This window comes from Candidatus Absconditicoccus praedator, from assembly GCF_021057185.1.
Classification (GTDB): Bacteria; Patescibacteriota; Gracilibacteria; order Absconditabacterales; family Absconditicoccaceae; genus Absconditicoccus; species Absconditicoccus praedator.
The window spans coordinates 295,141-318,650 of the sequence record NZ_CP054059.1; the positions used below are offsets into that span (position 1 = coordinate 295,141).

General features: G+C 30.7%; 24 protein-coding genes and 4 tRNA genes. 7 read left to right on the forward strand and 21 right to left on the reverse strand.

Annotated elements, in window-relative coordinates:
- Position 1: 1 nt before the first annotated feature.
- From rpsS to HLG78_RS01435, 10 genes are all read right to left on the reverse strand, one after another.
- Complete coding sequence (rpsS, locus tag HLG78_RS01390; RefSeq protein WP_231179758.1) at positions 2-259, reverse strand: 30S ribosomal protein S19; 258 nt, start codon at positions 257-259, stop codon at positions 2-4.
- A gap of 23 nt (positions 260-282) precedes the next feature.
- Positions 283-1,128, reverse strand: a complete 846-nt coding sequence (gene rplB, locus HLG78_RS01395) for a 50S ribosomal protein L2 (RefSeq protein ID WP_231180849.1) — start codon at positions 1,126-1,128, stop codon at positions 283-285.
- A gap of 25 nt (positions 1,129-1,153) precedes the next feature.
- Positions 1,154-1,495, reverse strand: a complete 342-nt coding sequence (gene rplW, locus HLG78_RS01400) for a 50S ribosomal protein L23 (RefSeq protein ID WP_231179760.1) — start codon at positions 1,493-1,495, stop codon at positions 1,154-1,156.
- Between the two features lie 22 nt (positions 1,496-1,517).
- Positions 1,518-2,150, reverse strand: coding sequence for a 50S ribosomal protein L4 (gene rplD, locus HLG78_RS01405; RefSeq protein WP_231179763.1), 633 nt, complete (start codon positions 2,148-2,150; stop codon positions 1,518-1,520).
- 24 nt (positions 2,151-2,174) lie between these two features.
- Positions 2,175-2,771 carry a 50S ribosomal protein L3 gene (rplC, locus tag HLG78_RS01410; protein WP_231179765.1) on the reverse strand — a complete coding sequence of 199 codons (597 nt, stop codon included), beginning with the start codon at positions 2,769-2,771 and terminating at the stop codon, positions 2,175-2,177.
- Positions 2,772-2,794: 23 nt separating this feature from the next.
- Positions 2,795-3,115: a 30S ribosomal protein S10 gene (gene rpsJ, locus HLG78_RS01415; protein ID WP_231179767.1), complete on the reverse strand. Its 321-nt coding sequence runs from the start codon at positions 3,113-3,115 to the stop codon at positions 2,795-2,797.
- Positions 3,116-3,189: 74 nt separating this feature from the next.
- Complete coding sequence (gene tuf, locus HLG78_RS01420; protein WP_231179770.1) at positions 3,190-4,368, reverse strand: elongation factor Tu; 1,179 nt, start codon at positions 4,366-4,368, stop codon at positions 3,190-3,192.
- A gap of 130 nt (positions 4,369-4,498) precedes the next feature.
- A tRNA-Ile gene (locus HLG78_RS01425) sits at positions 4,499-4,575 on the reverse strand.
- Positions 4,576-4,581: 6 nt separating this feature from the next.
- Positions 4,582-4,655: transfer RNA gene (locus tag HLG78_RS01430), tRNA-Pro, on the reverse strand.
- Between the two features lie 13 nt (positions 4,656-4,668).
- A tRNA-Phe gene (locus tag HLG78_RS01435) sits at positions 4,669-4,740 on the reverse strand.
- Positions 4,741-5,051: 311 nt separating this feature from the next.
- Here HLG78_RS01435 and HLG78_RS01440 point away from each other — a divergent pair.
- From HLG78_RS01440 to HLG78_RS01460, 5 genes are all read left to right on the forward strand, one after another.
- Positions 5,052-5,450 (forward strand): pilus assembly FimT family protein, encoded by a 399-nt coding sequence (locus tag HLG78_RS01440; protein WP_231179773.1) that lies wholly within the window; start codon positions 5,052-5,054, stop codon positions 5,448-5,450.
- Positions 5,443-5,799: a hypothetical protein gene (locus HLG78_RS01445; protein ID WP_231179777.1), complete on the forward strand. Its 357-nt coding sequence runs from the start codon at positions 5,443-5,445 to the stop codon at positions 5,797-5,799. Before HLG78_RS01440 ends, HLG78_RS01445 begins: the two co-directional genes overlap by 8 nt.
- A gap of 10 nt (positions 5,800-5,809) precedes the next feature.
- On the forward strand, positions 5,810-6,232 hold the full coding sequence (locus HLG78_RS01450; protein ID WP_231179781.1) for a type II secretion system protein: 423 nt from the start codon (positions 5,810-5,812) through the stop codon (positions 6,230-6,232).
- Positions 6,233-6,236: 4 nt separating this feature from the next.
- On the forward strand, positions 6,237-6,620 hold the full coding sequence (locus HLG78_RS01455; RefSeq protein ID WP_231179784.1) for a hypothetical protein: 384 nt from the start codon (positions 6,237-6,239) through the stop codon (positions 6,618-6,620).
- A gap of 123 nt (positions 6,621-6,743) precedes the next feature.
- Positions 6,744-7,091 (forward strand): hypothetical protein, encoded by a 348-nt coding sequence (locus HLG78_RS01460; RefSeq protein WP_231179787.1) that lies wholly within the window; start codon positions 6,744-6,746, stop codon positions 7,089-7,091.
- A gap of 100 nt (positions 7,092-7,191) precedes the next feature.
- On the opposite strand, the gene HLG78_RS05395 is transcribed toward HLG78_RS01460, so the two are convergent.
- A complete protein-coding gene (locus HLG78_RS05395; protein WP_275670615.1) occupies positions 7,192-7,578 on the reverse strand; it encodes a type II secretion system protein in 387 nt (128 codons plus the stop codon).
- 202 nt (positions 7,579-7,780) lie between these two features.
- Between HLG78_RS05395 and HLG78_RS01470 the strand changes: the two genes are divergently transcribed.
- Positions 7,781-8,056, forward strand: coding sequence for a hypothetical protein (locus tag HLG78_RS01470; RefSeq protein ID WP_231179790.1), 276 nt, complete (start codon positions 7,781-7,783; stop codon positions 8,054-8,056).
- A gap of 457 nt (positions 8,057-8,513) precedes the next feature.
- Here HLG78_RS01470 and HLG78_RS01475 read toward each other — a convergent pair whose 3' ends face one another.
- Genes HLG78_RS01475 through HLG78_RS01490 form a run of 4 tightly spaced genes read right to left on the reverse strand, consistent with a single transcriptional unit; the run spans position 8,514 to position 18,345 of the window.
- Entirely contained in the window at positions 8,514-9,620 is a 1,107-nt protein-coding gene (locus tag HLG78_RS01475) for a M20 family metallopeptidase (protein WP_231179793.1), read from the reverse strand.
- 16 nt (positions 9,621-9,636) lie between these two features.
- Complete coding sequence (locus tag HLG78_RS01480; RefSeq protein WP_231179797.1) at positions 9,637-11,037, reverse strand: ATP-grasp domain-containing protein; 1,401 nt, start codon at positions 11,035-11,037, stop codon at positions 9,637-9,639.
- A gap of 31 nt (positions 11,038-11,068) precedes the next feature.
- A complete protein-coding gene (locus HLG78_RS01485) occupies positions 11,069-14,095 on the reverse strand; it encodes an InlB B-repeat-containing protein (RefSeq protein WP_231179801.1) in 3,027 nt (1,008 codons plus the stop codon).
- A 29-nt stretch (positions 14,096-14,124) separates the two neighbouring features.
- Positions 14,125-18,345 (reverse strand): hypothetical protein, encoded by a 4,221-nt coding sequence (locus HLG78_RS01490; protein WP_231179804.1) that lies wholly within the window; start codon positions 18,343-18,345, stop codon positions 14,125-14,127.
- A 624-nt stretch (positions 18,346-18,969) separates the two neighbouring features.
- On the opposite strand from HLG78_RS01490, the gene HLG78_RS01495 reads away from it, so the two are divergent.
- On the forward strand, positions 18,970-20,151 hold the full coding sequence (locus HLG78_RS01495) for an IS4 family transposase (protein ID WP_231176183.1): 1,182 nt from the start codon (positions 18,970-18,972) through the stop codon (positions 20,149-20,151).
- A 331-nt stretch (positions 20,152-20,482) separates the two neighbouring features.
- On the opposite strand, the gene secF is transcribed toward HLG78_RS01495, so the two are convergent.
- From secF to HLG78_RS01525, 6 genes are all read right to left on the reverse strand, one after another.
- On the reverse strand, positions 20,483-21,454 hold the full coding sequence (gene secF, locus HLG78_RS01500) for a protein translocase subunit SecF (RefSeq protein ID WP_231179807.1): 972 nt from the start codon (positions 21,452-21,454) through the stop codon (positions 20,483-20,485).
- A gap of 21 nt (positions 21,455-21,475) precedes the next feature.
- A complete protein-coding gene (gene rnc, locus HLG78_RS01505) occupies positions 21,476-22,207 on the reverse strand; it encodes a ribonuclease III (protein WP_231179809.1) in 732 nt (243 codons plus the stop codon).
- A gap of 17 nt (positions 22,208-22,224) precedes the next feature.
- The gene (locus HLG78_RS01510; RefSeq protein WP_231179811.1) at positions 22,225-22,761 is read right to left on the reverse strand and encodes a transcription antitermination factor NusB; all 537 of its coding nucleotides are present in this window, start codon (positions 22,759-22,761) and stop codon (positions 22,225-22,227) included.
- 20 nt (positions 22,762-22,781) lie between these two features.
- A complete protein-coding gene (gene rpmF, locus HLG78_RS01515; protein WP_231179813.1) occupies positions 22,782-23,009 on the reverse strand; it encodes a 50S ribosomal protein L32 in 228 nt (75 codons plus the stop codon).
- A 38-nt stretch (positions 23,010-23,047) separates the two neighbouring features.
- Entirely contained in the window at positions 23,048-23,329 is a 282-nt protein-coding gene (locus tag HLG78_RS01520) for a 50S ribosomal protein L27 (RefSeq protein ID WP_231179815.1), read from the reverse strand.
- Positions 23,330-23,432: 103 nt separating this feature from the next.
- Positions 23,433-23,504, reverse strand: a tRNA-Arg gene (locus HLG78_RS01525).
- Positions 23,505-23,510: the final 6 nt, after the last annotated feature.

Genomic DNA, 23,510 nt, shown 5'->3' on the forward strand with positions numbered 1-23,510 from the left:
CTTAAAACGGATGTCATCTAAAAGTTCTTGTAAGAGAGAACTCACCAAATCTATGACCTATCATCTCTTCTGTTACATATACACTCACAAACTGCTTTCAATTGTGCACTGCAAAAGTAAATCAAACCATCTCTGGGGATATTTGAGAAGCCCTATCCCATACTTTTAAAACTTTCTTCTCTCAAGTTTCTTTCATTTTGTTTACCTTCCCCAACAATCTTTGATTTATATAAAATCATTTTTTCAAAGATCTTGACATTATCTTATGTTTTAAGTATTAAATTAGTTTTTTGTTCTTCTAGAAACAATAAACTTATCAGACCACTTCTTCTTTTTTCTTGTTTTTTTGTACGGAGGTACTGGCCTTCAAGTAAAAGACTTTGGGTATTTAAGCGCTATATCTGTACCTCATTCTCAACCTCCGTGAGGGTGATCTACAGGGTTCATGGCTTTTCATCTAACTTTAGGCCTTCTTCACAACCATCTACTTCTTCATGCTTTTCATAGAACTATATTTTTATGCTCTTCTGTACTTACCTGACCTATTGTTGCCCAACAGTTTTCGTTAAACTTTCTGATTTCTCATGAAGCTAATTTTACAAAAACTGTTTTTGCATGCTCATCTTTACCAATTATTGTAGCATAATTTCATGCTGATCTTACCAATTTTCATTTTGTATAAGGAGTATACTCTAGATTAAAGACACTGAAACCTTCCGGTATATTTTTCAATTGCTTTCTATTTCATTCCTTATAAACTGGCTTGTTTGAATTCATTACCTCATCACCTACTTCCACTCATTTCCACGCTATATTATATCTTTTTTCTCAGTCAGAGTAAGCTACAAGCGCTATTCTTGCTGCTCTATAGGGATCATATTCTATTGCTTCTACCTTTCCTGGTACATCTAATTTGTCATACCCCTTAAAATCTATAATTCTATATAGTTTTTTATGACCTCCTCATCTAAATCTAACTGTAGTTCTTCAATACTGATTTCTTCATCACTTTGAACCTATAAATTTTACCAATTTTTTTTCTGGTCTCTTTTTTGTTATTTTTGAGAAATCATAACCAGTCATGTAACGTCTTGATGGAGTATACGGTTTGTATGTCTTTATATTCATCATTTAAGACTTAATGTTTTAAAACTTATGTCAACATATCTAATTTATCTCAATCTTTAAGAGTTATTATAGCTTTTTTATATGCTCTTCTTACTAAAGATCTTCTTGCTCTACCTTTATAAGGCACATTTACAATGTTTACTGATTTTGGTGTTATTCAATATATATACTCTATAGATTTTTTAACATCTACTTTGTTTGCATCCTTATGAACCTTGAAGTAGTATTTATTTTGATTAGTTGTCTGATTATAAGACTTTTCTGTAAATATTGGCTTCAATAAAATATCATAAGGGCCGAACTTTTCCATCGCTTTTGTGGATTGAGATGACCTAGCTCTCTTTCTAAGCTTTTCCTTGAATGTCATAATTCACTTTTAAGTATTTAAATTATCTTCCATTTTCCAAACTATCTAAAGACTCTGACAAAAACAATACATTTTTGTAGGTTATTACATCATAAGGATTTAGATAGTCTACCAAACAGTACTTAACTCAACTAATATTCCTAAAGGATTTTTGCAAAACTTCATTTTTCTTTGGTATTACAAACAATGTTTTTTGTCAACTTAACTTTAAATTTTCCAACACTTTTTCAGCATTTTTAGTTTTTATATCCTCATATGGATATTTATTCAAACATAACAATTCTCATTGTTTTGCCTTCATACTTAATGCTCCATGCAATGCTTTTCTTTTTTGCTTTTTTGGCATTGCTTTCTTGTAGTTAACTTCATTTGTTGGTCAAAAAACAACTCACCCTTTTGTTCTTATTGGAGAAGCAGCATCTCATGCTCTTGCTCTTCATGTTCATTTTTGTCTATATAGCTTTTTTCCTGAAGCTTTTATATCTCATCTTGTTTTTGTACTTGCAATTGGTTTTCTTGCATTTGCTAACTGCATTACCACAAACTCGTGGATAATATTCTGATTAATATTTTCCTCACTAAAAATTTCTTCTGGTAGATCTCTTTCTTTTAGTTTTTTTCAGTCAGCATTTCTAACAACAACCTTGTATGACATTTATATGGTTATTAATCTAATAAATTACTTTGCTTTTACCAAATCATTATAAGCTCCTGGCACAGATCATTTAACTGCTACCAACGATTCTTCATCTAAAGCTATCTTATCCACCAAAGGCACATTTTTAAGCTTTATTGAATCTCTTCACATACGTCATGGAAGCTTTTTTCATTTTATCACTCTTCTTGGTTTCATTCATCCTACAGAACCCGGACTTCTATGAAAGTGAGAACCGTGAGTTTCAGGACCTCTACTAAATCAATGTCTTTTTATAGCTCCCTGAAATCATTTACCTTTAGACACTCAGTATATATTAACCGACTGTATATCTTCCAACACGCTCAAGTCTAAAAAGTCTCATACTTGATATGAATCCAAATCTTCTTCGTCTACTTTATATTCACAAATATGAGAATACTTTTCTTTTATTCATTTTTCCTTATCCAACTCTTTTTTTTCTGCACCAACAACCAATGCTGAATATCAATCAGAGTCTTTAGTTTTTTTTCTTATTATTTGTTGTGGAACCAGTCTTAATAATGTCACTGGCATTAACTTTTCATCCACCCACAACCTTGTCATTTCTTGCTTTCTAAACAACAATCCTAACTTAACCATCACCGAAAGTTAACTATTAAATATTAATATACTTTTACATCAACCGAAACTCCAACAGGAATCACTAGATTTTGCAAATACTCTACAGTCTTACTACCTGTTTTAGTAACATCTACTATTCTTGAATATGTTATTCTCTCAAACTGTTCTCTTGAATCTTTATACACAAAATGAGATTTTAACACAGTATAAACTTTTTTCTTTTTTGGAAGAGGTATTGGCCCCTTTACTTCTGCTCAAGACTTTGTTAGCAGTCACATTATTTTTCAAGATGCTGATTCCAAAGAAGTCAAATCATAACTTTTTAACTTTATTCTTAACTTTGGTTTTGTATTCTGTGCCATCAATAAAACTTAATTTTATAAAACACAAGAAGGACAATCACAGTCCTTCTTATGAAAACATTATTCAAAAACAATTAGTCTTCTACTTTTGTAACAACTCCTGCACCAACTGTCTTACTTCACTCTCTTATTGCAAACCTCAAACCTTCTTCCATTGCTACAGGATAAATTAGCTCTACATTTATTTTTGCATTATCTCATGGCATAATCATTTCTGTACCTTGTGGAAGAGTAATTGCTCAAGTTACATCTGTTGTTCTGAAGTAGAACTGAGGCTTATAACCTGTCATAAAAGGAGTATGTCTTCCTCACTCTTCTTTCTTCAAAACATAAACTTCTGCTTCAAACTTTTTATGAGGAGTCACACTACCTGGAGCAGCCAAAACTTGTCATCTTTCTACCTCGTCCTTTTGAATACCTCTCAACAACAAACCAACATTCATTCAAGCCTCAGCTTCTTCATGCTGCTTATGAAACATTTCTATACCTGTAACTGTTGTTTTTCTTTTTTCTTCTTGAATACCTACTATTTCTACATCTGTATTCAACTTCATCACTCATCTTTCTATTCTTCATGTAACAACTGTACCCCTACCTTTAATAGAGAAAACATCCTCTACTGGCATCAAGAAAGGTTTATCATTATCTCTGTCTGGCATTGGTATCCACTCATCCAATGAGTTCAAAAGATCCCAAATAGGTTGTGAAGCTGCTTCATCATTAGGATTCTCTATAGCCTTCAAAGCAGAACCTTTGATTATTGGAGTATTATCTCCATCAAAATCATATTGACTCAAAAGATCTCTTATTTCTTCTTCTACCAACTCCAACATTTCTTCGTCATCTACCATGTCTACTTTATTCAAAAACACAGTAATTGCTGGAACATTAACCTGTTTTGCCAAAAGAATATGCTCTCTTGTTTGAGGCATAGGTCCATCTGGAGCAGAAACTACTAGTATCGCACCATCCATTTGAGCCGCTCAAACAATCATGTTCTTAACATAGTCTGCATGTCATGGACAGTCTATGTGAGCATAATGCCTATTGTCTGTCTCATACTCCAAATGAGCTGTATTAATAGTAATACCTCTATCTTTTTCTTCTGGAGCCTTATCTATATCTTCAAACTGTAATGCTTTTGCATAACCCTTTTGAGCAGCAACATGTACTATTGCTGAACTTGTTGTTGTCTTACCATGATCCACATGTCATATTGTTCACACATTAACGTGAGGTTTCTTATCTGCCATTGTAATATTTTTTATACATATAAATAAAAAGCGAATATATTATATAAAACTAAGTGTCTTTTTCAAGATCATTTAAGTTAGGACACCGACAGAAATTAACTGCCAAAAGTCCATATAAAATTAATTATGATGGTGGGCAGGGGCAGACTCGAACTGCCGACCTCACCCTTATCAGAGGTGCGCTCTAACCTGCTGAGCTACCTGCCCAAGACTTCGGGAATGCAGGACTCGAACCTGCGACCTCTGGTTCCCAAAACCAGCGCTCTAGCCATCTGAGCTAATTCCCGTAAAATCAAGAATTGCCGAGGGGCAGATTCGAACTGCCGACACAAGGCTTTTCAGGCCTCTGCTCTACCCCTGAGCTACCTCGGCTCATATACAACAACTAGTAAAACCAAGACAATATTATTATCTTTTTTTACAGAGTAAATTAATGTATAAAGATTTAAATTAAAAAATCAAGAAAAAATATGTTTAAGTTTTAAAAGCAACAAATAATTTTTCTAAGCAGACTAGAATATCAGCATCTTTAAAACAGAAAACAAACTCCACCACAAATAAAGATGACAAACATTTTATAAATAAAAGACTTGACTTTTTTGTTATCTTAAATACTATCCCTTTTGGATAGGTGTAACATAGGAGAATCTATCATGAAAAACCAAGGATTAACTTTTATCGAAATGATTGCAATCTTGGTTATAATTGGAGTATTATCTGCAATAGCGATACCCAATTTTGACTTCCAAAGAGAAGAGGACATTGCTGGTGTAGCTTCTCAAGCAGAAGAGCTTGTAATGGACATCAAAAGACTAGATGTCATAAACAACACCACAAGCTCTACATGCAAACTACACTTAGAAAACAATGAAAAACCATGGAAATATAAGTCAGACTGCAATCATAAGAACTATGGGATCCAATTTGGATCCACAATAAACACAGAATATACCTATCCTGAAAAAATTAGCATCCCTGACTCTGATTGTAAAGAAATATCAATTTCTTCTGACAATCACAACCAAAAAGTAGCTATCTATCCAACTGGACATGCAGAACTAGGAGAGTGTAACAATGAGTAAGATCAAACAATCTGGAATGAGCCTGATTAGTTCAATAGCAGCCATTGTAATAATTGGCATAGCTATTGCAGTTACTACTCAGATGTTTGTAGCCATAACTGTACAAATGGATGAAGAAGAACCAACTGAATATGTAGAAGAAAGAATCCGAGCTTATTATCTTGCTCAGCAGATAATGGAACACAAAGAGAATGAAGAGATTGAGTGTGAAGAAATTGATTGTAATGATGGATATTGCTCTTTCAGAGAATGGGAGTTTGAAAATGCAGAATCAGACAACGGAATTTGTACAATTACATTAGAAAACGGTAGCTTGGAAGAGTTTGACTTCAATTATACAACAAATTAGGAGGTGTTTTATGAAGCAAAAAGGCTTTACTCTGATAGAGTTGATTTTGGTGCTATCCATTATGGGGATAGTATTGGCTATGGCAACACCAGCAATAGTTAGCACTCTTGATTCATGGACACAGACAAGAGAAAGTATGCATTTTGAAGATGAAGGAGTTCATCTTCCTGTAAGGTTGTTTGAGGATATCAAGGAGGAATTGGAAAACAATGAAGGAAGTGTAAACAATGACTCTTTGGAGGTAGGAGATATAACCTACGAAAATGATAATGTGATAGTGAAGCAATACAATGGTGGTGATCCCTATCCATTCACTAACAATCCTGAATGGGAAGTTGAATTCAACAAAAATGATGACATAATACAGATTACACTTATTCTGGAAGGAGATGAGGTTTACCAAACTTCTATACAGGAAGAATGGGGAGATTAGAGTAATGAAATATCAGAAAGGTGCCAGCCTGATAACTGCCATAATGATCCTTGTCTTTTTGGCAGTAATATCAGCTGCAACACTCCAGTTATATACTGGATATATAGAGAGAGCAGCAGGCTTTGAGATAGAGGACGAGTTTTTTGTTGATATCTCGAGGGAGTATACTCTAGCTAGTGCTTTTGATCCATCAAAACACTATGAAGATGAAGATACAGCAGAAAGTGCAGAGTTTGATGAGAAGAACAATAAACTCTGTCCAAAAGAACATTACGAGGATGAAGAATGCAAAGGAGGCTCTGGAGTGTATCATAAAACTGAAGAAGGTTATTACGTAAGATGTCCTCGTGGACATTGGGATGAAAATAAGGAGCTATGCACTCATTAAAAGTACAAACTAGAAACTTTAGCATCCCCACTGAATACTGTGGGGATTTTCTTTTAGAAAAAACATTGACTTTATTGATAAAAACAGTATATATTGTATACCTCACACAAAGAGAGGTAACTTATGAGTAATATTTTTTGGATTTTGGGGGGTTTGTTTCTTGCATGGTATGTATATAGTATCAACAGTGAGAAACAAACAAAGGTTGAGCATGAAATTACTCACCTCAGAGATACAGGTGCTGATTTATTCCTGTTTGTTTTGGCCGAAAAAATATCGAATCTCACTTATTTGAATACTCACCAAATAAGTCCACACAAATACGAAATTCATAATGGCACAAAACAAATAGGGACACTAAAAGCCGAAACCACAATCTTTAGGGTAATGTTGATCTATGAAGGCCAAAAAAACAAAAAAATAGAAAAGATTATGGAAAATCTTCTTGAAAAATTCAAGAACACTATCTAACGCACTCCTGACTGAATCAGTTGGGAGTTTTTTCTTAATAGAAAATCCCCGTAGGATAAACCTACGGGGAACAAAATTTCAATTAATCACTTTCATCTTCTTACCAATCACAGGTGAAACGGCGATTGTCTTCTACTTCGCAGCTGAAATCATCAGGAAGGTCTCTGTCGTCGTATTCAGTGATGTTATTCCAACTTACGGCGCTTCCATCGTCTTCTATCCGAATATCACCACCCTCAATGCCAAATCCCAGACCACTACCTACTTCAGTAAGAGGAGTCAGCTCACAGTCTTGGAAATCGCCAGTTCGAATCAGGTCGCCCATCACCTCAGACATGCACGACCTAAGGTCGCCTTGCAGCTGAGATGCCGCGGCACCTTCTCGTTGTCCCATAATATTCGGGACAGCGATAGCTGCCAGAATCCCAAGGATCACCAGAACGAGGACCAGCTCGATCAGGGTAAAACCACCTTGTTGTCGTCGCATTTTTGTCTCCTATATTTATTTGCATACACATATATGCATATAAAGTATAAATTTTTTGATAGTTTTTGTCAAGTTATTTTAATTAAACCTATTAAGTTATCCAAAATAAGTTTTTTCAATACTTGTATTTTCAAGTCAATTTATTTGACATCTAAAATAAGATAAATATAATAAGTTAGTTTTTATATTATAAGTAAAAAATATGAATAAAATAAATTTTGATAGAATCAAAGAAACACATCCAGTATATATATCTGAACTATTATTAGGCATATCAGAAACACCCGAATGAATTACATTTGATCAACTACAAAAAAGAATGAATGCAGATTGATCTGAACTCTTAATGAAACTAAATGAACTGCAAGAAGAAGGTCATATAACTTGTGATAATGATATTTATTTCCCATCTGCTGCAAACCAAGTAAAAGAAAGATTAACAAGCGAACTTAAATCTATTTTTAGTATTAATCTTTAATTTGTAAGTATTTTTGTGTTTTAACCACTATACCATACAAAATACATCTGTTTTTTGATAAAAAATTTTTTACAAACACTTGTAGTAGAGATTTTAGATTATTTTTTTATATCTTGTTAAATTTAGCACAATGCTAAAAAAGAAGTATAAAAAATTTAAACAATTTTTGTATAAATAAAATTGGAGTATTAGATAGTCTATTACTGCTACTTACTCTTAATTTTTTATAAAATAAAAATGCATTAAATCCAACAATAACAAAAAACAACTGAAATTAAAAATAAAACTATCAATTTATAAACAGATAGAAAGAATAAATATCTCAGTTATTATCTTCTATATTAAATTTAGATTTTAGGAAAATAAATTTACAGTTAAATATCAATACATTTCATAATGTATTACTTTTTTGAAGAAAGCTAATTTTAGTCTAAGGGAAAACTTACTTAGACCGCATTTAAAGCTCCAAGAAATCTGAATAAATTTCATACAAACCTTCTATTCATGCAATACTCACCCATTCCTTTTTCACATGTAAATTTCAACAACTTGGTCTATGTAAAATTATCTTACTTCATTTTTGAGCAAAAAATCTTCAATCAGACGCACCATGTTCTCTCACAAAATAAATCTCATCTGTTCACAAAACATTTTTTGCAATATCATAGTATTTTTGCACATCTTCATCAGATTCATTGGCATAAAGAACCTCTCAAAATGCTTTGGATGTTATAGTACAATCAAACTTTTCAGCAAACTCTTTTATTTTTTCATAAATAACTGAAAATTTATAATCTTCTGTAAACCTAACATCAAAAGTAGCCTCCACAAAATCTGGTATTCTATTCATAGCCGATCCTCCATTTATAGTATTTAGATTTATTGTTGTTCACCAATTTCACTTTCAGTAAATTTTTGAAGGTTTTTCAAAGTAATTTTTTAATATATTATAAAAATTTATTGTTTTATCTATTGCATTATCTCCAAGCCAAGGTCTGCTCGAGTGAGAAGACTTTCAGTATGATTTAAGTCAAAATATAAAAACCCCTTTTTCTGCCAAAACTATTTCATTGGACTGACCACCATCTGGCAACAAAACCACATCTCCTCAATATCACTCCTCAACAAGTCTTCATACTCAATCCTTTCATCAAACCTCCTCGTCTGTAGTTAGAATTGCTGAAACTTTTTTCTTTTTATAGTTTTTTTGAAATATATCTTGCATTATTTTTATGATCACAGCACAACTTGCTTTCATATCTCAAGATCATCTAGCATACAATTTTCAATCTTTTTGATAAGGTTCATACTGATTTTCTTCAGTTGCACTAACAACATCCAAATGACCACTAAAAACCACATCCACCCAAAATCAATCAAAATTACTAACTACAATACTTGGTTTTCAACCATACTCAAGTCTTTTTATAAAAACATTACTAAATCAATCAAAACAACTTTGCACATAATCAACAATTTCATGAAGCTTAGCTATATCATCTGACTCAGAAGGAATTTTTATCAAATCGTATACTATTTTTTCAAGATTTTTTTGTTTATACATATGTTTTATATAAAAATTAAATTTCTTCTAAAACTTTTTTTAATTTTTGCAAATAAACTTTTTCTTTTTCTGAATCTTCAGATACGACCGCTACCTGAATTTTATCTTCATGGATAGAGAACGGATATATTCAATGCTTATTTTTATCAGAAGATGGGTCAAATAATAATCAACTCTCTTTCAGTTTCAATATTATTTGGTTTTGTAATTGCTGATAGTTTAAATGAGACTTTTTTTCAAACTCAACAGTATTAATATTTGATATACGAGAATTTTCTAGACTGTCACCATAAAGTCATTGAATCATGCAAGAAGCATAAGCTCAAGTCAACCTCCAATTTACCTCACAAACTACAACTGCATAATCTTTTCACTCAATATTTACATACTCTATCTTATCTCCAAATATAGACAAATCTCAAACTTCTTCCAAATCTACAAGCATAAAATCAACTCAAGCAAATCACTTAACAGATAATTCCTTAGAATAAGCCTGAACAATTTCCTTTGAGATTTTAGACATTTTTTCTTTTAATTTTTGATATTTGTCTCATTTCAGCTGAACATTTCACTCATGAACAGATCATTCCAACAATTGATCTGTAAAACTAAAAACCTCCACATCATCACTATTATTTACATATGTTTGACAACTTGGGCTCATAAACATAGACCCCTCTGGAAGACAAACCTCTACCAAAGATTTTTCTATATTCAGTTGTCAAAACTTAACCAACCTGACAAAATCATTAAGGTCTTTTTCAGACTCTAATTTTTTATTTCACAATCAAGACACAGATCTATCCAACCTTAACATTACTGGATATCACATTTTTTGAGCATTATAAAAATAGCTTCTTAGATCATCTTCCCAACCAACACTTTGAAAATCTATATATGTTCAATTTACCATAAATTTTCCAAACTTTTTTTGCAAATACACCTTTGAGTTTGCTTGATTTATTTCAGTTCAAAGTCAAAGATTTTCATTTAGAAAATTTCTACTCATATCAGAATTTTGAAATACTGCCATAAGCTTTTGTGCTGTTTCTTCTGAAAAAAAATTCATAGAATAATATCTTTTGTTCCTATCAATTCTGGATAATACCTGATTTGCTAAGTCTTGAGCTTCTGAAAGCTTTATAAAATTTTCTTTTGATAAACTAATTCATTTCAAAGAAGACAAATATCACATATAATCTTTTCAAATTGAATCCAATACTACATGAAAAGATTCTTCAGGAATTATAGCAGTACCAACAGACCTTTGTATATAACCCATCAAAGATTTTATAAGTTTTTCTGGCTTTTCTCATTCCATGTTTGTAAATCTTTCATCAGAAACATTATAATAATTTACAAAAGGCCCTTGAGGTATACCATTAGATACATATCTACCTCCACACTCACGATTCATTCTTTTTTTAATAACAATGTAAATACAAAGACTAATTTCTATCAATTTGAAGCCTATCCAAAACTCATCTAGCTCATGGTGGTAACTGATCAAATATACTTGACCTTATTCTAATATACACTGCTGCTCATTCATATGCATCTTGTGATATATTGTTTACATCTTGTATATATGATCTTCTATTTTGCACCAATTCTTCAATACCTTCAGAAGACACAAGCACACCATCAATTTTTAATCTTCAATCATCACACCAAGTTTCATCTAGGTGATCGTTTTTTATTTCATCTGAAACAAACTTATTTGCTATAAATATTCATTCTACATCCTGCTGTCAAGAGCAATTTTGAAGATCAAACTCTATCTCTCAATCTGGGAAAACAAACATTCAGTTTCAGCTTATATTTCACTCTATAGTTAAATCAACTCCAGAAGCTATTAAAGTATAAGGCTCAGAAGCAAGATCATCACTTATTTGTACATCAGAGTCAGAAATATAAACCTGTTTTCAAGGAAGCTTTTTGTAACTATCACCTCATATAGAAACATTTTGAACGGCTCTAACATTATAATAATCCCACAAATCTCTAAAAACTTCATCAATCACAGAAGAGCTTCTATCTACTTGCTTAATACCTGGAGAATCAACACTTTCCCAACCGTTATCTTCATAATAAATATTTTCCACAGTGTTATCTATAGTAGAAGAAACAATACCATCTTGTATAAGATAAGGAGTAAGAAAACTAAATTTTGTATACTCATTTATAGATTCATCTGAAGTATTCACAAAACTAGATCAATCACAATATCTCAAGTTAGTTATTTCATCTAAATAGATAGTATGTTCTCATAAAAAATCATCATCAAAATCATTGCTTGAGTCTGCTTTCAAAACAAAAGCTCAGTCAGGATCATCTCTAAAATCGTGAAATAAATTTCTACCAAAATCAGAGTCAATTTCATTACAATTAATAGATGTTGAAAAAACTTCTCAATCTCTATTTTCTATACTAAAATGACAAGTTGCTTGATTTTTATCATATTTTGATTGAACTCAAGAATAACAACTATTAGTAAATATATCATCCTCAAACTCCCACCAAACCGCAAAATACTCTCAATACTGCAAACTATTTATACTTTCTAAATCTACATCTATCTCTGCTGACAACACATCTTCAAATTCTGCTCTTTCAGTTGTATTAGAATTTAAATCAAATCTACAAGTAGATCACTCATTTTCACACTCACCTCACTCCCATCCATCAAATTCATAACCTGAATCTGAATTTGCTTCCAAACTTATATCTGTTCATTCTTCTATATTCCAACTACCTGAATCTCATGATGAAACGACATAACTATTTCCTAAAAACTCTACATTCACTTCTCATCACTGTCAACTTTCCACCTCTAGTTCATATTCTATAACCTGTTCTTCAAAAGATGCCGTTATAGTTGTATCTTCTGACAAACTAAAATCACAATCAGGTCATCAACTACACTCATCTCACTCCCATCCATCAAATTCATATCACGAATTTGGATCCGCCTGCAAACTTATATCTATTCATTCTTCTATATTCCAACTATCTGATTCTCATGATAAAACAGGATAACTATTTCCTCAAAATTCTACATTCACTTCTCATCACTGTCAACTTTCCACCTCTAGTTCATACTCTTCTGGTGTTCAACCATTTCCATCTTCTTCAAACTCTGCTATTTCAGTAGTGTCCGAGTACAACTGAAAACTACAATTAGTTCATCAACCACACGTTTCTCAATCCCATCCATCAAATTCATATCACGAATTTGGTTCTGCCTGCAAACTTATATCTGTTCATTCTTCTATATCCCAGCTATCTGATTCTCATGATGAAACAGTATAACTATCTCCTCAGAATTCTACATTCACTTCTCATCACTGTCAACTTTCCACCTCTAGTTCATATTCTTCTGGTGCTCAACCATTTCCATTACCATCTTCCTCAAAAACTGCCGTTATACTTGTATCTTCTGACAAACTAAAATCACAATCAGATCATCAACCACACTCATCTCACTCCCATCCATCAAACTCATATCATGAATTTGGTTCTGCGCTCAAACTTATATCAGACAATGCTTTTATATCATTAAAATTGGTACTTTCTGAAATAATTCACTCATTAGAATCATCAATTTCAATTTCTACAGTTCATCATCATTCAATATTTACACCTAAATCATATTTGATTATTTGACAATCCAAATTGCAAGTATCCTCATCCCAATCAGGATGATTAGGGTCACATTCTTCTCACATGTCTTCATTCAAATCAGTATCTTCTCATCAATCATGTATCATGCCATCTCCACACCAACGTATTACAAAGTTTGCACACTGCATGTCAATATAATTTTCTTCTATATCTGGGTCATCAAATAAGTCTTCTCATACAGAATATAAAGTTGCTGCTCTTATTTGAGTATCATAATCAGAAATATTATAATCTTCTAAAACATCAGGAATATCGTCTTCTGAAAAAAAAGTAGGTTTGCTAGGATGGCTATGAACACGAATATTTGGCCTATAAAATTCTACTGGATTATCATCAATATCATCTTGAGCTGTAATAGGAAAAGAAATACTCCAATCATACTGAAAACTTGCATTTTCTATCTCTTCTGCTGTAGTTAGATGTCTAACCTCTTCTCATGAATTTACCTTCCAATTAATATCGCCAAGCTTATCTCTAGAAAAATCTAGCATAGAAATATTATTATCATACTCTGTATTATTAAATTTTAAGAAATTGCTGTTATCCTTTGTTTCTATATTATATCTTTGCAAATAAGCATCATCATCTCAGTAATTTTCAAAGTAAAAATACCTAAAGTAATACTTATCTAAATAGAGCTTTTTTTGTGTTTTTCATCAATCGCAATCAAGATTATTCAAATAATTCTGACTTATATTTTCAAATTGATTTATAGAATATGTACTATCTGCTAAAACATAAAAAGGAGTTAAAAATAACAACAAGAATATTATAGCTATACCTTTTTTCATAATTTATAGAAAGTTAAGTTTAAATTATATTATCTTCATCAACTTCAACCTCAATCATCATCTCAACCTCCACCTTCTCAATCTCATCATCATCCTCAACTTCATCATCCTCATCATGGATCTGGATCTGGCTCTGGCTCTGGTTCTGGTTCTGGTTCTGGTTCTGGTTCCGGTTCCGGTTCTGGCTCTGGATCTGGCTCTGGTTCTTCTTCTGGATCTTCCTCTAAAGGCTCAGACTCATCCTCTTCTTTACCACCTCATGCAAACAAAAGATTTATATGAGTATCTTCACCTACTGGATTATTTGGTATAATAGTTCAATCAATTCAGATGTCAAGCTCAACTCAGTTCAAAGAATTAAGTTTGATTCAAATTGATTCATCAAAACTATCTCAGTGCAAAAAGAAGACAAAATCTGCATCAAGCCTTACTCCATCAAGCTCTCAATTTCTAAGCAACTGCTCCATATCTTCATTATTAATTCTTCTTCACAAAATGTTTCAAATTCACTCCTTCATATTGTTCCAATAAACATCATTTGCTCTTAGACTGTCTATAATCCAGTTGATATTAGACTCAGAAGTTACCTCTACCGCCTGTCATCACAAAATATTTACTGTTCAACTAGGAAGAGGATCAAATCCTCTTCATCACACAAGCCTATCGTTTTCCGCATTCAAACTATTGGTATGTGAAAATGCAACAACTCATTCTGTAGATTTAGCATATTCTGAACTTGTATCATCTTCTCAATAAGATTCTACTAGTTTTTCAATCAAATTTTGTCTAGCTGCCATTATTTCATCAGAATCCATATCTGACATTGTTGCCAAAGTTCTTTCAAAAGCATCTTTTCTATTAGTATTTGACTGACCAAAATATTCTTGATCCATTATATAATCTATGGGCATAAGTAAGTTAGCAAGTTTTTTTGCATAGTTACTGTCTATTCATTGATCTTCTTGATATCAACTAAGATAAGCAAAAAATTCTTGATAATTATAAGAAAATTGATCTCAACTGGCATTATAAATTCTTCTTTCTTGATGCCATTTTGAAGGGTCTTCCAACAAATCATTTACCATACTTTCTGCAAAATCTCTTGTAAATTCCTGCCTTCCAAATGATATTCTTTCTTCTCCATCAAAAATATTATCAAGATACTCTTGAGCCCTATCTTCTTTTTCATAACCATCCAATCATTTATCTATAGTGATCCAATCAGATTTTATAACATTTTTGAATTGAGCTATCATATAAGCTTTTTCATAATAACTATCTGAATTTTCTATTCTATCAAGCAAGTCTGTAGAAATATTAGCTGCCTCAAACAAGTCTCTCATATCAACTATTACAGCATCTACATCCAGATCGTTGGTAAAACTATCAAAAAGTCTTGAATATTGATCTTCATACCTTTGTGCAAGCAGCAAAAACTGCTCTCTATCAGAAACAAACTCATCAACATCAGATAATAAATCTTGATCTACATTCTCTCAAAGCCTTTCTCTAATCTCTTCTGCATTTGCTACTTCATATCACTCAGTAGTTAAAACATCTGGAGAATTGTTTTCAAAGTTTTTAATATTTGAGTTGTCCAAAGCAATAGTTGAAGATGTTCAATTTGATCACAAAATTATATGATGTTGTTGTCATTCTTGAAGCCTCATATTATTATAAGATATTTGAGGTATATTTCATATTAGTATATCACCTGTTTTGGGGTCATACTTGATTTGATCTATACAATCAGGATGAACATGAATATTCAACACATCCAATATATCTTTATCAGAACCTGAAGACAACCTTATCAGTCACTCCTTTGTTTCCAAAAACTCTATACCATCTATATTAAATTTTTGATTTAAATATTCTACTACCTGATCGATATTTTCAGTTTGTCATTCCATAGAAATTCACCTCCTCAAATCATAGTTTGCTATAGCCATTGATTCTTCGTCATGTTCATAATCAGACTCTATAGTAGTCCATCTTCATCACAAAATTCATACAGGAGCAATTCAAGCTATAAATTGAACTGTAGCAGAAAGTCAAGTGAAATGAGTTCATTCATTGCTAACTATTAGTTGTTCTTCAATTTTTGTAAGGTATGACTCTTTCATTTCTTGGATAAATCTTTGTTTTTCTTCTTCTCACATACTATCAAAATCAAAATAATTCATAGCAGAATACAGATTATTCAAAAATCTATCTAAATCCTGATTTTCAGCTCACTCACCTGACAAACTGTTTTGTAAAGATTCAATTATATCGCTAGAAGTTTTATTATAATCAACATCAAAAATACTGTTCAAGTAATCTCTTGCAGAATCTAGTGTATCTTCAATTCAAGACAATATATCCTGAGACCTTCCTATACTAGCTCAATATCACAATGCTGAATAATTAAAGGAAGCATATGTGGAAGAATTTTGAACATTAGTATAATCCTGAAATCATAACTCTTCAAATGAAGACTCTTCCGAGTCTGATGTTCAAAATCTTTTTGATACATAAGGTGTTGCAAGAAATGTTCATGCATTAAAAGAATTTTGTTCAGATTCTCAATATCTAACACCAAAATCTATTCCCACTCACGGATAAAATTCTTCATTATAAACAGCATACCCAAAATTAAAACTTATATCTACAGTATCTGCAATTCTTCACAAGTTTGAACTTGCTCACAAACCAAATCATTCTCTTTCATCAATAGCACTTATCAATACTGAGTATGAATCTGGCTTCAACCTATCAAGTAAAGTCGTCCTATTATCTTGTAAATGCTTTTTGAATTCTTCTATTTCTTGTCTTTTTTCTGGAGTAAGAGAGCTTTCTTTAAGCCTATTTTCCAACTCCTGAATTTTTTCTTCATATTTTAGTTCAATTTTTTCTCAAACAGGTCCCATTCACTCATTTTCAAGATTTTCAATAACCTGAGTTCTACTATTCCTTGCTTCTGGTCAGTCTCTAAGCAGTTGATGTATATCTACTCAACTACCAGAGATCATATCAAGCTGATGAAGAAATATATATTTTGCTTCAGGAGAATTTAACAGTAGTGTATATAATCAGTTTTTATCTTTTGCATATCTGTCTACATCTATATTATAACTGCTAAGTTTAATAATATCATAAATGTTGCCAACAATATGTTGCTCTCATTTTTCTGACAATATACTATTCATAGAATCCAATAGCTGTTGACCAAAAATTATTCACCTATCATCCTGATCCACCGTTCAACTATTCTGATAGTCAGCAATCACATTTAAAACATTTCAAGATCAGGCTCTTCCCAAAATCAAAGAAGTATTTTCTATATCTTTTATAGAAACTCAAAGACTTCTCAAATGTTCAATATTTTCAAAAGTTTCTTTTAATTGAGAATTATTCTGCACCTGTTCATAAACCTTGAATAATGATTCTAGTTCTGATCACTTAAACCATCTTGCATTTGTATCATAGCCTACATCTTCAAAAAGATTTTTCAAATCGGTTGTTTGTATTTCATGCTCTCCATTTTCAATTTGTTCTATAGTTAACTCAGCCTGTTGGATTAGATACTCCATTCTTCTTATTCTTCTTTCCAGATCACTTTGAGGATCCATTCTTTCATGTATGGTATTTCTTTCTTGCAATGATTCTAATCTGCTTTTATAATCTTCCAAAGAATCTCTGGCGGATTGTTTTTCCTGCTCAGCCAACATATCTCTTATTTCTGATTCTGATTTGTCAAAAATTCACATAAAAGAATCCAAATTTATATCTCAAAGATTCTCAAAAAATTCTGGGGCATTTTCATAGTAACTTAAGTTTTCTGTAGCAACATATCATATTATTGCATCAGACTCTGACTGTGTTTTATGCTTCAAAAAATCTGGATCTTCAATATAATGAACCTCTTCATATTCTTGACCCACAGCCTCTCTGGTAGAAGTCAATTCTCACAAAAACTGATCTCTTACCTGTTGGATTCAAGCCTCATATTCTTGTACTACCTCCATCATATCATTAAGATAACTTATTATTTGTGTACGATCTCACTCCTCTATTTCAATTTGATCCTCCAATCTGTCTCTTATTTCCTGGATATCACTAGTTGTTGGATTTTCAAGTTTTTGTAAAATTTCTTCATCAGTAAAAAATCTTTCCAAATTTTTCTTGAATTGATTTTCAGTTTGTATGGATTCAATTTGTTCTACCTCTCACTCCAAGTTTTCTAAGTATTCTCTTGTTTCAGACATTTTAGTTTTTATATAAAGTTAAATACTTTACTTTAATTTTAAGAAGTTTTCATATTTTGTCAAATTTTGAAAAAAATCATACTAACAATAAAAATTTATTCACATCAGTTTATCAAAATCACTTAGCAAAACAAACTTTTAAATTATGAACTTATATTTATTACCTGTACTATGTAATATCTGGTGTCTTGTATTTTCTAAAAATCTACAATCTTTCATACTCTCTCTACTTATTGAATATCTATTTTGTTAATACAACTCAAAACATACTTGTAGCAAAATTTTATTTTTCTCAACCTGGAGTTTTTTTTAATTCTTATGAAAAGAAATTTAAAACAAAAAACAACAGACAAATCTATATCAGCCCAAATAAGCAAATTAGAGAAGAAGCACTCAAATAAATATGTGAAAAACAAAGAGTTTGTAGTAAATTATTAAGGATATATTAAAAATATATAATTAGGGTTATAAACAAACTAATCAAGATATTTGTATATACTTACTAGACACAATTTTTAGCAGCATCATACTTTAGGGGGGGTGACCTAGTCTTGTCCGAAACATTGATTTTATTATAAAAAAAGCTATAAGTATAGCATTTAAAATAATAAAATATATTTAAATATGGAAGGAATTAATGTAAAACAGATATTAGAAATAATACCTGATGAATTTATAGAAAAATTAGAAAAAAACTGTAATATAAATCATCAAGTTAAAAAAATGAGTTGAAAGGTAATGTTTAAACTGTTATTAATGTGAATATTAGATTGAGATAATTTAACACAAAGAACATTAGCATCAATATATAACAGTCCTGAATTTACTCAATATGCAGATAAATGAGAACAACAAACAAGACATACAACTATAAGTGATAGACTTATAAACATGGATTATAAATTCTTTGAGAAATTGTTTGAAGAAATAAGTAAAAAGTTTGAAAAAGTATTAAAAATATGAGCAACAAAAATGAAGGTGGTGCTAAAGAGATTTGATTCTACATTAGTTTGAATATCAGAAAAACTACTTAAGTTTTGAATAAAAGCATGAAGTCCAGATGAAAGACATATAAAATTTACAGTCTGATTAAAGTGATTGTTGCCAAATAAAGTTTCAGTTTATGAAGAGCAAAAAGCAAGTAGTGAAGATGTAGCATTATGAGAAACTATTTTACAAGAGACAACATCTAAAAATCAAATATTATTATTTGATAGATGAGTTCAAAAAAGAGAAACTTATTCAAAGCTAATAGATAAAAATACAAATTTTGTAAGTAGATTAAGACAAAATACTAAGTATCAAGTTATAAGACAAAATAAAGAAGTAGAATGAATAAAAGTATGAAATTTAGTGTTAGAATGTGATGAAATAGTAAAATTATATTGAAAATGATGAGATATATTAGAAAAAGAATTAAGATTAATAAAAGCAATAAATCAAAAAAATGAAGTATTTTTATTTATAACAAATATGTATAATTTCACAGCAGAAGAAATAACAGAATTTTATGCAAGGAGATGGGATATAGAAGTATTTTTTAGATTTATAAAACAAGAATTTTGATTTAGTCATTTTGTATCAAGATCAAAGAATTGAATAATGAATATGCTATATATGACACTAATAACATCAATACTTGTAATAGTATATAAATCAAAAAACAGTATAAAATCCTACAAAGAAGCTAAAAGAAGATTTATTGCTGAATTAGATGAATTAATTTTAATTGAGCTAGCAATAGCAATCTGAGGAGATGTTGATCTTCTTAAAAAGAAATATTTAAATTATTATAAATACTCTTAATAAGGTTTCGGACAAGACTGGGGTCACCCCTCCAAAAGATTGTAACAAAGTTGAAGAGGGTCATCCCTCCAAAAGATTGTAACAAAGTTGAAGAGTACCCCCAACTCCAAAAGATTGTAACAAAAGGAATGGAGTATTCCATTCTTACGGTTTGTTGCCAAAAGGATGGAATAAAGCAATGTTTTGGTAATATTATTTAAGAGGTTCTGTTTAAATATTTTTTTGATAGTATGAAAAATTATTTAACCCATAAACTCATCCCAAAAAACAAGTTATCTATTTTAGATAATAATCAAAAAAACAAAATTTAATTTGATAACAATTTATAGTTTTATCATTCGGTAGAATATTTTTGTGAATTATCTATTGCAAATTTGTATGCTAATGGAGCTGCCAAAAATATAGAAGAAAAGGTACCAGCAATTACTCATATCATCAAAGTAAATGCAAACAACTCTATAATTCATCAGCCAAAAATATACATTGATACTAGAACAAGTAATGTTGAAAAAGATGTAGCCAATGATCTTCTCATTGTCTGCCAAACACTTTTTTCAAAAACTCATTCATAAGTTATTTTCCCTTCTTCTATCTTATTCATATCAAGTTTAAAATTCTCTCTAATTCTATCAAATATTATTACAGTATCATTAATACTATAACCAATAATTGTAAGTATTGCTACAACAAATATCAGATCAACCTGAATTGCTGGATTGAAAAACATTAAAACTCAATATGCTCATGCTGGTAGTAAAACATCAAAAAATAATGTTAGTATTGTAATCAATGCAAGTATACCTGGAGAAAGATAATGTCTAATTCAAGAAAAAGCAAACAACATATATATTGATACAAGCACCAAACCAACTGCAATAGCTATTATTGCTGACCTTTTCATCCAGTCTCATATACTTGGTCAAATAATTACTACTTCCATGATATCTTCTTCTGTAGATATATATCAATTATCCAATAAATATCACCTAACTATAGCAGAAAGTCAGTCAACTTTATCTGGATCATCAACTCTGGATTCTATCAATAATGATGGAAATCATTCGCTTTCTCACATAATTACATTTGGATCATCATATCATTCCTCTATCAAATACTCATTTAGATCTTGTGTCAGATGACTCTCATCTTCTACTTGACCATCAAAAATCATTTCCATTCCTCATGTGAATTGAATAGAAAGTCTAAGGTTTCACACAAAACTTAGTACTGCCAAAATTGCAAGCACTAATGCAATTCATATCCACAAAAAAGATCTTTTAATTATATCAAATTTAGGTTCCATATAACAAAAATTAATTATAAATTAGCTATTAGCTTCCAAATACTCAAACGCTTTTTTTGCTGCTTCTTCTTGAGATTTTTTCTTATTTATTCAATATCATTCTGCAATAAATTGTGAATTTATATACACATTTGATTTGAACTTGATTACATTTCATTTTGCATCTTTTTCATAATCAACATCTTCATAAACTGGAGTTTCTTTATAAAGCTTTTGAACTAACTCTTGTAGACTACTTTTAAAGCTTTTTACAGATATATTCTTCATTTTTTCTATCTTACTGTATACAAACTTTTCTATAATTTTTTCAACCTCATCTATTCATATATCAATATATATATATCATAAAACTGCCTCTAAAGTATCAGAAAGTATAGAATCTTTGTCTTTTCATCATGATTTTTCTTCTCAATGTCACAAAAATATATAATCTCAAAGATTAATATCTCTTGCTGCATCAGCAAGATTCTCCTCTCTTACCAAAGCTATTTTATACAAGGTTAGTTGTGATTCTGGTATATCATCAAATTTTTGATACAAAAGTTTTGAGATGACACATCCCAAAACAGCATCTCACAAAAACTCAAGTCTTTCATTGTTTTGAAGATTATAAGGTAGATCTGCGGTATAAGATTTATGTATAAAACTTGTCATAAAAAGATCTTCGTCTTTTATTAAATTTTCTTTTATTCATAATTTTTCGAAATATTTTTTATAATAATCAACTTTTCATCTTATGGGTCTTGGAAGCATATTGTTTTTCTTAGATTCTAAACAATTATTTTATGTCAAATTCAATTTATAAGTTTATAACTTCATTCATCTCAGTATCTTTTGGCTAACTCAATCATTTCATTTAAAACTAAGTTTTTGGGAGTCTTTATAATGGTTCTTTCAAGATATCACAACAAGAAAATTGCTCTATCTACTATATCCATTTCTTGGTTTTTAAAAGTTTCAGCATATTTATCAACCAAAGTTTGTACTTCATCTTTATTATTTTCATAATTAACAATTATCTTTGATACAAACTCAAAGTCTATTTTCTCATTATCTGATTTTGACAAAATATTTTTCACTATATACAAAATATCCTCTTCCCAGCTTCAAAGAGGATACATATCTTTTATTTCTTTTTTCAATTTTTGTCTTTCTTCAGTATTTACTGGGTTCCAATTAACCAACTTATCTACCTTAAGTATATCATCAAAAATAATATCTCTTTCTTCGAGATACTCCAAAAAGTATTTTTGATAAAAATAAGCAAACAAAGCTTTTCTTGAAACTATTCTAGATTTTATATTCATCAAAATTTTTACTTAATAATTTATTCTTCTATTATTTCTTCTTTTGTCTTTGATTTGATATTTAGCACTTGCTTTCAATTATAATATCCACATTCTGGACAAACTCTATATGAAAGTTTTACCTCTCAACAATTTGAACATTTAGTTGTTGTAGCTTTTTGTACTAAACTTTTTAAGATTTTTCTCTGCCATGCACTATGCCTATGATTTCTCTTAGTTTTTGAGACTTTTTTCTTTGGTACTGCCATCTATACTTGTTTGGTTATTAATTTAAATATTACATAAATTATTGTGATTCAACTATATCAACCACTGTTTTTAGATATTTTCTACCATCAAATCTTTGGAATTTCTTTTTTCTAAAAGAAACAACTCCATCAACTTTAGCATGAACTGTAAAATCTCTAGTAACATAAACATTACTACCAGGTTTATACTTGTCACCTTTTTGTCTTATAATAACATTTCATGCTTTTGCTTTTTGTCATCAAAATATTTTGACTCATCTATATTTTGGTTTGGAGTCTCTTAGATTTTTTGCACTTCACGCTGCTTTCTTTTGAGCCATTTGTTTTTTTTAAGCAAATAAAAAACTTTTGAATTCTTCCAATATAATGATTTATTTCTAATTTTCAACACTATTTACAAGTCTATTAATTATACTTCACAGTTGGCACGACCAGGAATCGAACCTGGATTACACCCTTCGCAGGGGTGTGTCATATCCGTTAGACCATCGTGCCTCTAAG